Annotated in this window: 11 protein-coding genes; 3 read left to right on the forward strand and 8 right to left on the reverse strand. The window is 61.6% G+C overall.

Going from position 1 to position 12,983, the window contains the following annotated elements; all coding sequences use genetic code 11:
- The 3 genes from pnp to BCY88_RS18575 form a co-directional block, all read right to left on the reverse strand.
- Entirely contained in the window at positions 1-2,148 is a 2,148-nt protein-coding gene (gene pnp / locus BCY88_RS18565; protein ID WP_183081398.1) for a polyribonucleotide nucleotidyltransferase, read from the reverse strand.
- A gap of 338 nt (positions 2,149-2,486) precedes the next feature.
- Entirely contained in the window at positions 2,487-2,759 is a 273-nt protein-coding gene (rpsO, locus tag BCY88_RS18570; protein ID WP_025496081.1) for a 30S ribosomal protein S15, read from the reverse strand.
- Between the two features lie 194 nt (positions 2,760-2,953).
- Positions 2,954-4,276 (reverse strand): branched-chain amino acid ABC transporter substrate-binding protein, encoded by a 1,323-nt coding sequence (locus tag BCY88_RS18575; RefSeq protein ID WP_120345740.1) that lies wholly within the window; start codon positions 4,274-4,276, stop codon positions 2,954-2,956.
- A gap of 184 nt (positions 4,277-4,460) precedes the next feature.
- On the opposite strand from BCY88_RS18575, the gene BCY88_RS18580 reads away from it, so the two are divergent.
- The 3 genes from BCY88_RS18580 to BCY88_RS18590 all read left to right on the forward strand — a co-directional run bounded on the left by BCY88_RS18580 (position 4,461) and on the right by BCY88_RS18590 (position 7,549).
- Positions 4,461-5,024: a hypothetical protein gene (locus tag BCY88_RS18580; protein ID WP_120345741.1), complete on the forward strand. Its 564-nt coding sequence runs from the start codon at positions 4,461-4,463 to the stop codon at positions 5,022-5,024.
- Positions 5,025-5,251: 227 nt separating this feature from the next.
- Entirely contained in the window at positions 5,252-5,890 is a 639-nt protein-coding gene (locus BCY88_RS18585) for a carbonic anhydrase (protein WP_120345684.1), read from the forward strand.
- A 78-nt stretch (positions 5,891-5,968) separates the two neighbouring features.
- Positions 5,969-7,549 carry a SulP family inorganic anion transporter gene (locus BCY88_RS18590; protein WP_120345685.1) on the forward strand — a complete coding sequence of 527 codons (1,581 nt, stop codon included), beginning with the start codon at positions 5,969-5,971 and terminating at the stop codon, positions 7,547-7,549.
- Positions 7,550-7,668: 119 nt separating this feature from the next.
- Here the strand turns inward: BCY88_RS18590 and BCY88_RS18595 are convergent, their stop codons facing one another.
- The 5 genes from BCY88_RS18595 to ilvN form a co-directional block, all read right to left on the reverse strand.
- Positions 7,669-9,216 carry a 2-isopropylmalate synthase gene (locus BCY88_RS18595; RefSeq protein ID WP_120345686.1) on the reverse strand — a complete coding sequence of 516 codons (1,548 nt, stop codon included), beginning with the start codon at positions 9,214-9,216 and terminating at the stop codon, positions 7,669-7,671.
- A gap of 364 nt (positions 9,217-9,580) precedes the next feature.
- Positions 9,581-10,450: a CDP-diacylglycerol--serine O-phosphatidyltransferase gene (gene pssA, locus BCY88_RS18600; RefSeq protein ID WP_120345687.1), complete on the reverse strand. Its 870-nt coding sequence runs from the start codon at positions 10,448-10,450 to the stop codon at positions 9,581-9,583.
- 24 nt (positions 10,451-10,474) lie between these two features.
- Positions 10,475-11,113, reverse strand: a complete 639-nt coding sequence (locus BCY88_RS18605) for a phosphatidylserine decarboxylase (protein ID WP_120345688.1) — start codon at positions 11,111-11,113, stop codon at positions 10,475-10,477.
- A gap of 134 nt (positions 11,114-11,247) precedes the next feature.
- Positions 11,248-12,264 carry a ketol-acid reductoisomerase gene (gene ilvC / locus BCY88_RS18610; RefSeq protein WP_074763518.1) on the reverse strand — a complete coding sequence of 339 codons (1,017 nt, stop codon included), beginning with the start codon at positions 12,262-12,264 and terminating at the stop codon, positions 11,248-11,250.
- Between the two features lie 156 nt (positions 12,265-12,420).
- Complete coding sequence (ilvN, locus tag BCY88_RS18615; protein WP_011487482.1) at positions 12,421-12,912, reverse strand: acetolactate synthase small subunit; 492 nt, start codon at positions 12,910-12,912, stop codon at positions 12,421-12,423.
- Positions 12,913-12,983 lie beyond the last annotated feature (71 nt).

Below are 12,983 nucleotides of genomic sequence, written 5' to 3' on the forward strand. Positions count from 1 at the left end.
TTACTGCGGCGTCGATTCGCCTTGCGGCGCGCCGTTCGGGGCGTCGTTCAGCAACGCCTTGGCCGACAGGCGCACGCGGCCCTTTTCGTCCGTCTGGATGACCTTGACCTTCACCTGCTGGCCATCTTTGAGATAGTCGTTGATGTCCTTGATACGCTCGTTGGCGATTTCGGAGATGTGCAGCAGACCGTCCTTGCCCGGCAGGATATTCACGATCGCGCCGAAATCGAGCAGCTTGAGCACGGTGCCTTCGTAGACCTGACCCACTTCGACTTCCAGCGTGATGTTCTCGATACGCTTCTTCGCTTCGGCCATACCTTCGCTGCTGGTGCTGGCGATGGTGACGACGCCGTCGTCCGAAATATCGATCGTCGTGCCGGTTTCTTCGGTCAGCGCGCGGATCACCGAGCCACCCTTGCCGATCACGTCGCGGATCTTTTCCGGATTGATCTTGATGGTGATCATGCGCGGAGCGTAGTCCGACAGCACCGTGTTCGCGCCCGACACAGCCGAGGTCATCTTGCCGAGGATATGCATACGGCCTTCCTTCGCTTGCGCGAGGGCAACCTGCATGATTTCCTTGGTGATGCCCTGGATCTTGATGTCCATCTGCAGCGCGGTTACGCCTTGCTCGGTACCCGCCACCTTGAAGTCCATGTCGCCGAGGTGATCTTCGTCGCCGAGGATGTCGGTCAGGACGGCAAACTTGTTGCCTTCCAGAATCAGGCCCATTGCGATGCCGGCGACGTGCGCCTTCATCGGCACGCCGGCGTCCATCAGTGCGAGGCAGCCGCCGCACACCGAAGCCATCGACGACGAACCGTTCGATTCAGTGATTTCCGACACGACGCGAATCGAGTAGCCGAACTCGTCAGCGCTCGGCAGGCATGCAGCCAGCGCGCGCTTGGCCAGACGGCCGTGACCGATTTCACGGCGCTTCGGCGAACCGACGCGGCCCGTTTCGCCGGTCGCGAACGGAGGCATGTTGTAGTGAAGCATGAAGCGTTCGCGATACTCGCCTTCGAGCGCGTCGATGTTCTGCTCGTCACCCTTCGTGCCCAGCGTTGCGACCACCATGGCCTGCGTTTCGCCACGCGTGAACAGTGCCGAACCGTGCGTACGCGGCAGCACGCCGGTACGGATTTCGATCGGGCGCACGGTGCGCGTGTCGCGGCCGTCGATACGCGGCTCGCCGTTCAGGATCTGCGAACGGACGATCTTCGCTTCAATGTCGAACAGCACATTGCCGACGCTAGCCTTGTCCGCCGCAACCGTGCCGGCTGCCGCAGCTTCTTCTTCCAGCTTGGCCGACGTCGCTGCGTAGACTTCCTTCAGCTTCGCCGAGCGAGCCTGCTTGTCGCGGATCTGGTATGCAGCGAGCAGATCGGCTTGCGCCAGCTCAGACACGCGGGCAATCAGCGGCTCATTCTTGGCGGCCGGCTTCCAATCCCATTCCGGCTTGCCGCCTTCGGCGACCAGTTCGTGGATCGCGTTGATCGCGATCTGCATTTGCTCGTGGCCGAACACCACGGCGCCGAGCATCACTTCTTCGGTCAGTTGCTGCGCTTCCGATTCCACCATCAGCACCGCGCGTTCCGTACCGGCGACGATCAGGTCGAGCGCCGATTCCTTCATTTGCGGACGCGTCGGGTTCAACACGTATTCGTTGTTGATGTAGGCCACGCGTGCTGCGCCGACCGGGCCGTTGAACGGCAGACCGGACACGGCGAGTGCCGCCGACGCGCCGATCAGCGCGGGAATGTCAGCGGGAATTTCGGGGTTCAACGACAGGACGTGGATCACGACCTGGACTTCGTTGTAGAAGCCTTCCGGGAACAGCGGACGCAGCGGGCGATCGATCAGGCGCGAGATCAGCGTTTCGCCTTCCGACGGGCGGCCTTCGCGGCGGAAGAAACCACCGGGGATCTTGCCTGCAGCGTAGGTCTTTTCGAGGTAATCGACGGTCAGCGGGAAGAAGTCCTGGCCGGGCTTGGCGGTCTTGGCGCCGACCACGGTAGCCAGCACAACGGTGTCTTCGACGTCGACGATCACCGCGCCGCTCGCCTGACGAGCGATTTCGCCCGTTTCGAGGCGAACGTTGTGTTGTCCCCACTTAAATTCTTTGACGATCTTATTGAACATAGTCATTGCTTTTCCTCTTCGTTATGCCGCGCGGACCAGAAGCGGCGCGGCAACGCCAGGACCGGCGCCACAGGGGAAGAGTAGTGTTATGCCATTCCAGAGAACCACGCCCTACGTGATGTACGCGCGCGAACCGCTGGAATGACACAAAGCTCTGCCCTGAGGCCCGGCCGTATTTCTGCTTTTTTGCTACTTTCTTACTGCTATTTTCCTGCTAGCCGCCACATGAATCGTCACGCTACCGCGACTGGCAGGCGGCGCGCATCACATGAAGCGCACCGTGCAAAAACAAAATGCCTGTATCAGTTGAACTGACACAGGCATCTTGCTGAACGACCGGCCGATTACTTACGCAGACCCAGCTTCTCGATCAGTGCGCGGTAACGATCCGCGTCCTTACCCTTCAGGTAGTCGAGCAGCTTACGACGGCGGCTCACCATGCGCAGCAGACCGCGGCGGCTGTGGTGATCCTTCGTGTGAGCCTTGAAGTGAACGGTCAGTTCGTTGATACGGGTCGTGAGCAACGCGACCTGAACTTCGGGGGAGCCGGTGTCGTTAGCTGCGCGTGCGAATTGCGCAACGACGTCGGACTTCTTGCTTGTTTCAACTGCGGACATGTCGATTTCCTTGAGAACTAGACAGGCGGTCACGGAAGAAAGGCCGTGCCGTGGGTTACCCGTGTATGCATATTTCTAGCCATGCCTTACAACGGGACGCGTATTGTAGCACAGCCCGATCCGGCCGCGAACCCTGCTGCGCCGGGCGGGATCATGGACCGCCCGGGTGGCCCGGGGACCGCTCGATGGCCACTTTACGGCCGCTTCATCCTGCAAACGGTCGGCGGAACGGTTCGCTCGGCCGGCAGCGCCAGCACCGTGCGGAAACCGTATCCCGAGCCTTCGTTGTCGAACTTGACGCCCGGGGTGCCGGCCTTGTCCATCTCCATCACGTAAAGGGGCTGGATCAGCTGGTGGTCTTCCGCGCGCATCCACGATGCATGGAAACCGTTATCGAATTTGATGCCTTCGAGCGCCTTGGCGACAGCCGTCGGGTCGGCACTGCCGGCGCGGTTCATTGCGGCGGCGAGGGTTTCGATCATCAGCGGCATGCGCAACACCGGGTAATCGTCCTGTGCCTGAGGGAAACGGGCACGAAACGCCGCGTACCAGGCGTCGGAGGGCGCGCCGCCGGCGTTCGGGTGCCAGTCGGCTACCGCGATCACATGTTTGACGCCGGCGTCGCCCAACGCGGCCGGCGCGCCGAGACTGTTGCCGTAGAACGTGTAGAACTTCGTATCCAGACCCTGCTCCCTTGCCGCCTTGACGAGCAGTGTCAGGTCGTTGCCCCAGTTGCCGGTGATGACGGCGTCCGCGCCGCTCGCGCGGATCTTCGCGATGTATGGCGCGAAATCCTTCACGCGGCCGATGGCATGAAATTCGTCGCCCACTACCGTGATATCCGGCCGCTTGGTGGCCAGCGTCGAACGCGCGAGGCTGCTGACGTCGTGACCGAAGCTGTAATCTTGATTCAGCAGATAGACTTTCTTCACCGATTTATCGCGCTGGATCACGTCACCGAGCGCATCCATCCGCATGCCCGCGTGCGCGTCGAAACGAAAATGCCAGAAACTGCAGTCCGCGTTGGTCAACGCGGGATCGTCGGCGGAATAGTTGAGGAACAGTTCGCGATTACCCGGCTCGCGGCTGTTCTGCTTGTCGATCGCGCCGATCAGCGCCGCGGCGACCGCCGAGCTGTTGCCTTGCATGATGTAGCCGATATGGCGATCGGCGGCAGCGCGCAGTTGCACGAGCGCTTCTTCGGTGCTGCCTTTGCTGTCGAGCACGACGAGTTCGAACGGATGCGTGCCGTCGGCGAGCTTCACGCCGCCTTGCGCGTTCACCTGCTCGACGCCGAACCGTAGATTGCGCTCCACCGCCGCGCCCGCGTTCGCGAACGGGCCGGACATGCCTTCGATCAGCGCCAGCTGGATCGGCGCGCCTGTGGGCTTATTGACCGGCTTGCCTGCCGGACCCGATGCCGCCTCTGCCGCGGCGTGAGACGCCACGGCCGTCGAAATCGCCGCCAGTGCGATGACTGCCGCTGCTGCCGCCCGTTGCCACTTCGCCATCGTCATTGCCCCGTCTGATTCGTTGAAGCGCGGATCATAGGGCGTTCCGGACGGAATAAGCAAGCCGGCGAATTCGTTAATGTGCATTCAGCGGCGCCGTGCACGAAGCGCAAATCTTTTGCTGCCGCCCGTGTCAAAATAATGCGTCTCGATGATAAAAACCGCTACTCAAATGCCATCGGAGGAATTCATGTTCAACCGCCATCCATTCACGGCGGCCTCGACCGAAGTTCAGCCCGCCGCACGCCTGCGCCGCGCCGCGCTCGTCTGCCTGAGCGCGCTCACGCTCACGGTTACCCTCGCCGGTTGCGCACAGCCGTGGCAGCAGTACCAGCAAGGCGCGGACGAATCGACCATCGTCGCCCGCCTCGGCGCACCGCGTGAAAGCTACGATCTGCCCAACGGCGGCAAGCGCCTGATGTGGCCGACCCAACCGATGGGTGAAACCACCACCGCCGCCGACATCGACGCGTCCGGCAAGATCGTCACCGTGCGCCAGGTGCTGCAGCCCAACGAGTTCTACCGGGCGGAAATCGGCAAGTGGACAAAGAGCGACGTGCTGGTGAATTTCGGCCGCCCGGTCGAAACGTCGTACTTCCCGCTGATGAAGCGTGAGGTCTGGACGTATCGCTATCTGGAAGACAACGTCTGGTACATGATGTACAGCTTTTATTTCGACGATCAGGGCATTGTGCGGCTCACGCAGAAAACGCCTGATCCGCTGCACGATCCGGATCGCCGCAGCCTGTTCTGAGCACCCGCGCGAACCTGTTGCGCATGAATCTGCGAAGCCGCCTCCTCAGGCGGCTTTTTTTTATTTATGTCGCATGACGGCGAATTTTATTTCGTGCACGGCGGATTTATTTTTTGATAGAAAGCTATTCGTAAGCATTGATTCGGCGTTGTCCACGCTCCCGCGGTCCGCGCACAGCCGTGAATCCGGCTACGAATCGGTGCACCCTTCTTACGGAACCGCTATCGATGAACCGTCCGAAACGCCTGCTGGTCGCCAACGTCGCGTGGGCGCACGAAACCGCCGCGCGCAACCCCGAATTTTTCCGTGATCTGGTGCGAGGACAGAATCCGCACGTGCTGTGGGTCGGCTGCTCGGACAGCCGCGTGCCCGCGGAAACCATTACGCATTGCGAGCCGGGCGATCTGTTCGTTCACCGTAACATCGCCAACCTCTTCCATCCCGACGACGACAACACCGCGAGTGTTCTCGAGTACGCGGTGCGGGTGCTGAAAGTGGGCCACGTGATCGTCTGCGGCCACTACGGCTGCGGCGGTGTGCGCGCCGCGTTGCTGCCGCCGGAACCGACATTGCCGCACGTGAATCGCCGGATCGCGCCGTTATGCGCGCTAGCAAAAGCACATGACGCCGAGCTCAAAAGTCATGCGCGCGAGCAGGAGCGTGTCAATCGCCTCGCGGAACTGAACGTGCTCGAACAGGTGCGCCAGTTGCGCGCGAGTTCGATCGTGCGGGACGCCGGCCCGGCGCCTCTTGTTCACGGCTGGATCTTCGCGCTCGAGGACGGGCGCATCAAGGTACTCACGTCCGGCTATGAAGCCGACGACGCGATGACCTGCACCACCGCCGCCCATAGTGCGGCCGCCTGATGCGCAGCTTTCAGCGCGAACGGGCCTCGGTTTGACCCTCGCCGCCTGCGCGACTCCACACACTACCGCACCGACTCCATGAACCTTCGAGCTTTTTTGTCCACGTTTCAACGCGATCTGCTGGCCGGCACGGTCGTTTTCCTGGTGGCGTTGCCGCTATGTCTGGGCATCGCCAATGCGTCGGGCGTCGAGCCATTTGCCGGGCTTGTGTCGGGCATCGTCGGCGGCCTCGTGGTTGCCGTGCTGAGCGGCTCGCGCCTGAGCGTCAGCGGGCCGGCGGCGGGCCTCGTCGTAATCGTCGTCGACGGAATCGCGCAACTCGGCAGTTTTTCCGCGTTTCTGCTGGCCGTGCTGCTGTCCGGCGCGATCCAGTTCGGCTTCGGCATGTTGAAAGCCGGTAGATTCGCGGCCTATGTGCCCTCGCCGGTGATCAAAGGCATGCTTGCCGCGATCGGCGTGCTGCTGATCGTCAAACAATTCCCGCTTGCACTCGGCCTGTCCGGTTCGAATACGCCGGCTGGGTCGCAAGCTGCCGCTCAGGTGGCCGGCAGCGTCACCACCCCGTTCGGCTCGATATCGCTCGCGGCCTGCGTGATCACGTTGCTGTCGCTGGCGATTCTGGTGGGTTGGGAAACGCGCGCGCTACGCCGCTTCAAGCTCGTGCGTCTCGTCCCCGCACCGCTCGCCGTGGTTCTGCTGGGGATCGGCGCGACGTTGTTGCTCAACCTGCTCGGCCCGTCGTTCGCGCCGCCTGCCGAGCATCGCGTGGCGCTGCCGTCGCTCGAATCGTTCGGCGCGTTGCGACTTGCCCTCGAATGGGTCGACTTCGGCCCGCACTTCGCGCAACTGCTCAATCCGGATGTCTGGCGCGTCGCCATCACACTGGCGATCGTCGCGAGTCTCGAAACGCTGTTGAGCCTCGAAGCCGTCGAACAGATCGATCCCGCGCGCCGCACCGCGCCACCGGATCGCGAACTGAAGGCACAAGGGGTGGGCAATCTGATCGCCGGCGCGATCGGCGGTCTGCCGATCACCTCGGTCATTGTTCGCAGTTCCGCCAACGTGCATGCGGGCGCGCAGAGCCGGCTCTCCGCGATCATCCATGGCGTATTGCTGCTGGTGAGCGTGTTCGCGCTCACCGGTGTCATCAATCTGATTCCGCTTGCCTGTCTCGCCGCAATTCTTATCTTCACCGGCGTGAAACTCGCCAAGCCTTCGTTGTTCGTCGCCGTCGCGAGGCAAGGGTTCGCGCCGTTTGCGCCGTTCATCGTCACGCTGGTTGGCGTGCTCGCCACCGATCTGCTGATCGGTATCGTGCTCGGCATTCTGTGCAGCGTGCTGCTCGCACTGTACGCGAATCTGCGCAGTCCGATCGTGCTCGCGCAACATGGCGATCACTATCTGCTGTCGTTTCGCAAAGACGTATCGTTTCTCGGCAAGGTGCCGCTCAAGCATTATCTGCAGCAGATTCCCGATGGCGCGACCTTGATCGTCGACGCAACACGCGCCGACTTCGTCGATCACGATGTGCGTGAATTGCTGGACACGTTTGTCGCCGATGCGCCGCGCCGCGGGATCGCGGTTGAAGTGCGGCATCAGGTGCAGGCACAGGCCCGCGCGGCACGTGGGTGGTCAATGCGGCGCGCGGCCACGGAGTAGCGCGAGCCGGGATCATGCACATGGCGGCGGCTGCAAAAACGCGAAACCCCGTGCTTTTCAGGGCACGGGGTTTCGCGTCAATCTGCTTCAGCTAGCACGCAACCGGCGCGCCGGCCCTTTCACTCCGAACGTTGCGGATTCAACTTGTCGGCGTTCGAATACAGTTTGTTGAGCGCCGAGATATAAGCCTTCGCAGAAGCCGCGACGATATCCGGATCGGTGCCCACACCGTTCACGATCCGGCCGCTCTTCGACAGCCGCACGGTCACTTCGCCCTGCGCCTGCGTACCGGTTGTGATGGCGTTCACCGAATACAGCAGCAGTTCCGACCCGCTTCCCACTTCCGTTTCGATCGCATTGAGCGTTGCATCCACCGGACCGTTGCCGCGCGCTTCCCCGGTTACTTCCTTACCTTCGACCGAGAACACGATCTTCGCGTGCGGCTGCTCGCCGGTTTCCGAATGCTGCGACAGCGACAGGAACTTGTAGTGCTCTTTCTCCTGCGCTTCGGCCGATTCCTCGGTGACGATCGCGATGATGTCCTCGTCGAAGATTTCGGATTTGCGGTCGGCCAGCTCCTTGAAGCGTGCGAACGCGGTATTCAGTTCGCCTTCGCTATCGAGCGCGATGCCCAGTTCCTGCAGACGCTGCTTGAACGCATTGCGGCCCGACAACTTGCCCAGCACGATCTTGTTCGCGCTCCAGCCCACATCTTCGGCACGCATGATTTCGTATGTGTCGCGCGCTTTCAGCACGCCGTCCTGGTGAATGCCGGACGCGTGCGCGAATGCGTTCGCGCCGACCACCGCCTTGTTCGGCTGCACGACAAAACCGGTGATCTGCGACACCAGCTTCGAAGCCGGCACGATCTGCGTGGTATCGAGACCAATATCGAGGCCGAAGTAATCTTTGCGGGTCTTCACCGCCATCACGATTTCTTCGAGCGACGTATTGCCCGCGCGCTCGCCGAGACCGTTGATGGTGCATTCGACCTGGCGCGCGCCGCCAATCTGCACGCCGGCCAGCGAGTTCGCCACCGCCATGCCAAGGTCGTTATGGCAGTGCACCGAGAACACCGCCTTATGCGAGTTCGGAATCCGCTCGCGCAGCGTCTTCACCAGCTGGCCGTACAACTCCGGCACGCCATAGCCGACCGTGTCAGCGATATTGATGGTGGTGGCGCCCTCGGCAATCACCGCTTCCAGCACACGGCACAGGAAGTCCATGTCCGAGCGGCTGCCGTCTTCCGGCGAAAACTCGACGTCGTCCGTGAACTTGCGGGCAAATCGCACCGCCAGTTTCGCCTGCTCGAACACCTGATCCGGCGTCATGCGCAGCTTCTTTTCCATATGCAGCGGCGACGTTGCGATGAACGTGTGGATGCGGAAATGATCGGCCGGTTTGAGTGCGTCCGCAGCGCGTTGAATGTCTTTGTCGTTGGCACGGGCCAGCGAGCAGATCGTGCTGTCCTTGATCAGGCCCGCGATCGTCTGGATCGAATCGAAGTCGCCATTCGAGCTGGCCGCGAAGCCGGCTTCGATCACGTCAACTTTCATCCGTTCGAGTTGCTTCGCGATACGGATTTTTTCTTCCTTCGTCATCGACGCGCCGGGCGATTGCTCGCCGTCACGCAACGTAGTGTCGAATATGATCAGTTTGTCGGACATGTCGGGTCTCCTGGGGAGTCGGTCAATTGCGGGGATCGGATCTTGGAATGTTGGCGTTTGCGCCACCGTTAGCGACGCTACAAACCACAGACGAGGCAGACGGAGGGCAAAAAACCCAGCGATCAGCGAGGGTAACGCGCCGCACTAGCGCGCCTCGCCGAGCACCGGCTTGTTGAGGCTCATGTGGTGGCTCAAATGGGAACGCGAACGCATTTATCAATCGACTATAGCGGCATTCCCCTCATCGTGCAATTGGCGTCAGACCTGCCTGCCGCGCACCACGGGAGGGGGCCCAGAACGAAAAACGGCAGCCTGGAAAGGCTGCCGTTTTCTCATGTCGCTTTCATGCACCGACGGAGGCGTTTTATCTGTCCCGCGCCACGGAGCGAGCCGGATTCGCCCGGCCCCGCAGCGCCTGGTAGCCCCAGAACACGTAGCCCGACAGGCCGTACAGCACGAACAGGCCAAACAGCATCAGCGGCGGATCGGACGACACCAGCACGAACGCCACCACCACCAGCAGAATCACGCCGAACGGCACGCGATGCCGCACGTCGAGCGCCTTGCCGCTGTAGAACGGCGCGTTGGACACCATCGTCACACCCGCGTAGATGGTCAGCACAAAGGCAACCCACGGCAGCCACACGAGCTTGAGCGGCACGCGGTTGTCGGTGGCGAGCCACACGAAACCGGCGATCAACGCCGCGGCAGCCGGACTCGGCATGCCCTGGAAGAAACGCTTGTCGACCACGCCGATGTTGGTGTTGAAGCGCGCGAGCCGCAACGCCGCCCCTGAACAGTAGACGAACGCGGCAAGCCAGCCCCAGCGCCCGAGATCCTTCAGAATCCACTCGTACATCACGAGCGCCGGGGCCACGCCGAACGACACCATGTCCGAGAGGCTGTCGAACTGCTCGCCGAATGCACTCTGCGTATGGGTCATACGGGCAACGCGCCCGTCCATGCCGTCCAGCACCATCGCCACGAAGATCGCGATCGCCGCGATTTCGAAGCGCACGTTCATTGCCTGCACCACGGCGAAGAAACCGCAGAACAGCGCGGCGGTGGTGAACGCGTTCGGCAGCAGATAGATGCCACGTTTTCTCAGGAACTGCTGACGCTGCGCGCGCCGGCTGTCGACTGCCGGCGACTCCGCCACGATCGGCTTGTTACGGCGGAACGGACGCGGGAGCGGTCCACTGTTACGGGGTCGACGCGGTTTGAATGCGGCCATTCGGAAAACCTCCTTGGTGCCGCTTTATAGTTCAGCGAGGATCGTGGACGACGCGGAAACCTTCTCGCCGATCGACACCCGCGGACGGCTGCCAACCGGCAGATACACGTCGACGCGCGAGCCAAACCGGATAAATCCATAACGTTGACCACGCGTGAGCGGCTCACCCGCCCGCACGTAGCAAAGAATACGGCGTGCGATCAGGCCGGCGATCTGCACCGAGGTCACCGTCTGGCCGCCGGCCATTTCGATCACCACCGCGTTGCGCTCGTTTTCGGTCGAAGCCTTGTCCACAGCGGCATTCAGATACGCGCCCGGAAAATATTCGACCTTGGAGATCGCGCCATCCACCGGCGAGCGTTGCGAGTGGACATTGAAAACGTTCATGAACACGCTGATTTTCAGCGCTTCACGGTTGGCATACGGGTCATGCGCTGTTTCGACCGCGACGATACGGCCGTCGGCCGGACACAGCACGGCATTCGCCTGGGTCGGAATCGGGCGTGCCGGATCGCGGAAGAACTGCACCACGAAGATCAGGATCAGCCAGAACAGCCATGCAATGCCGAACCCCGCGAAGGCGTGAACCAGTAAAGCAACAACGGCCGCGATGGCGATGAACGGCCAGCCTTCTCGCGCGATGATCGGATGAGGGTAATTCATGGATGGCTTCAGTATTTTTGTAAAACCGTAGGATAGCAAAAGCCGCCCAGGGTTCAGCACCCTTGGACGGCTTTTTGCATTACCGGCTGCAGCGACGATGCGCCGCGCCGGTCAGATGCGGTAAAGCTGGCTTCTTAGTTCTTCGACTGGTCGACGAGCTTGTTCGCAGCGATCCACGGCATCATCGAACGCAGCTTCGCGCCCACCGTTTCGATCTGGTGCTCGGCCGTCAGACGGCGGCGCGATTGCAACGTCGGTGCGCCGGCCTTGTTTTCGATGATGAAGCTCTTTGCGTACTCGCCGGTCTGGATGTCCGTCAGCACAGCCTTCATCGCCTTCTTCGTTTCAGCCGTCACGATACGCGGACCCGTCACGTACTCGCCATATTCGGCGTTGTTCGAGATCGAGTAGTTCATGTTCGCGATGCCGCCTTCGTAGATCAGGTCGACGATCAGCTTCAGTTCGTGCAGGCACTCGAAGTACGCCATTTCCGGCGCGTAGCCGGCTTCCACCAGCGTTTCGAAGCCGGCCTTGATCAGGTCGACCGTACCGCCGCACAGCACGGCTTGTTCGCCGAACAGGTCGGTTTCCGTTTCTTCACGGAAATTCGTCTCGATGATGCCGGCACGGCCGCCGCCGTTCGCTGCTGCGTACGACAATGCGATGTCACGTGCTGCGCCCGACTTGTCTTGCGCAACTGCGATCAGGTGGGGCACGCCGCCACCTTGCGAGTACGTGCCGCGAACCGTGTGGCCCGGTGCCTTCGGCGCGATCATGATCACGTCGAGGTCGGCACGCGGGATCACTTGACCGTAGTGCACGTTGAAGCCGTGTGCGAAGGCCAGTGCCGCGCCTTGCTTGGCGTTAGCGTGCACTTCCTTTGCGTAGACTTCAGCGATCTGCTCGTCCGGCAGCAGCATCATGACGACGTCCGCGCCCTTGACGGCTTCCGCCACTTCCTTGACTTGCAGGCCGGCGTTCTCAGCCTTGCTCCACGATGCGCCGCCCTTGCGCAGACCGACCGTGATGTTCACGCCGCTTTCCTTCAGGTTCAGCGCGTGAGCATGGCCTTGCGAGCCATAGCCGATGATGGTGACTTGCTTGCCCTTGATGAGGGAGAGGTCGGCGTCCTTGTCGTAGAAAACTTTCATGTCGGTTCCTTGGCTAAATTCGGTGAAATCAGTGAAATACAAATACTGCGAATGTTGTGTTGCTGGCCGGGCGGCGCGAGGTGCAGGCACTGCCCGGCTTCGATCGAGACGGTTAAGACGCTTAAGACGCTCAATAACCGCAACTCAGCGCGCGCGTCAAACCTTCAGAATGCGCTCGCCGCGGCCGATACCCGAACTGCCCGTGCGGACGGTTTCGAGAATCGCGGTCGCGTCGATCCCTTCGATGAAGGCATCGAGCTTGTCGCTCGCGCCCGTCAGTTCGATCGTGTAGGTCTTTTCTGTGACGTCGATGATGCGGCCGCGGAAAATATCCGACATCCGTTTCATCTCCTCACGTTCCTTGCCGACCGCCCTCACCTTGATCAACATCAGCTCGCGCTCGATGTGGGCGCCCTCGGTAAGGTCGACCACTTTCACCACCTCGATCAGGCGGTTCAGATGCTTCGTGATCTGTTCGATCACGTCGTCCGAGCCAATGGAGACGATGGTCATGCGCGACAGCGAACGGTCTTCGGTCGGAGCCACCGTCAAGGTTTCAATGTTGTAGCCGCGTGCCGAGAACAGACCAACCACGCGTGACAACGCGCCCGGTTCGTTTTCCAGCAGGACTGAAATGATGTGTCTCATGTTTCGCTTCTTCCAGATGTTTTGTCGATGTATGCGAGCCGGTTCGCGCCGCTTCGTCCGCTTTCGCCCTT

Origin of the sequence: Paraburkholderia fungorum (genome assembly GCF_003610895.1) — a bacterium.
In the GTDB taxonomy this organism is placed as follows: Bacteria; Pseudomonadota; Gammaproteobacteria; order Burkholderiales; family Burkholderiaceae; genus Paraburkholderia; species Paraburkholderia fungorum_B.

Excerpts from the sequence above, each read along its gene's own strand:
- pnp (WP_183081398.1), bottom strand. The coding sequence starts at position 2,148 with ATGACTATGTTCAATAAGATCGTCAAAGAATTTAAGTGGGGACAACAC.
- rpsO (WP_025496081.1), bottom strand. The coding sequence starts at position 2,759 with ATGTCCGCAGTTGAAACAAGCAAGAAGTCCGACGTCGTTGCGCAATTC.
- BCY88_RS18575 (WP_120345740.1), bottom strand. The coding sequence starts at position 4,276 with ATGACGATGGCGAAGTGGCAACGGGCGGCAGCAGCGGCAGTCATCGCA.
- BCY88_RS18580 (WP_120345741.1), top strand. The coding sequence starts at position 4,461 with ATGTTCAACCGCCATCCATTCACGGCGGCCTCGACCGAAGTTCAGCCC.
- BCY88_RS18585 (WP_120345684.1), top strand. The coding sequence starts at position 5,252 with ATGAACCGTCCGAAACGCCTGCTGGTCGCCAACGTCGCGTGGGCGCAC.
- BCY88_RS18590 (WP_120345685.1), top strand. The coding sequence starts at position 5,969 with ATGAACCTTCGAGCTTTTTTGTCCACGTTTCAACGCGATCTGCTGGCC.
- BCY88_RS18595 (WP_120345686.1), bottom strand. The coding sequence starts at position 9,216 with ATGTCCGACAAACTGATCATATTCGACACTACGTTGCGTGACGGCGAG.
- pssA (WP_120345687.1), bottom strand. The coding sequence starts at position 10,450 with ATGGCCGCATTCAAACCGCGTCGACCCCGTAACAGTGGACCGCTCCCG.
- BCY88_RS18605 (WP_120345688.1), bottom strand. The coding sequence starts at position 11,113 with ATGAATTACCCTCATCCGATCATCGCGCGAGAAGGCTGGCCGTTCATC.
- ilvC (WP_074763518.1), bottom strand. The coding sequence starts at position 12,264 with ATGAAAGTTTTCTACGACAAGGACGCCGACCTCTCCCTCATCAAGGGC.
- ilvN (WP_011487482.1), bottom strand. The coding sequence starts at position 12,912 with ATGAGACACATCATTTCAGTCCTGCTGGAAAACGAACCGGGCGCGTTG.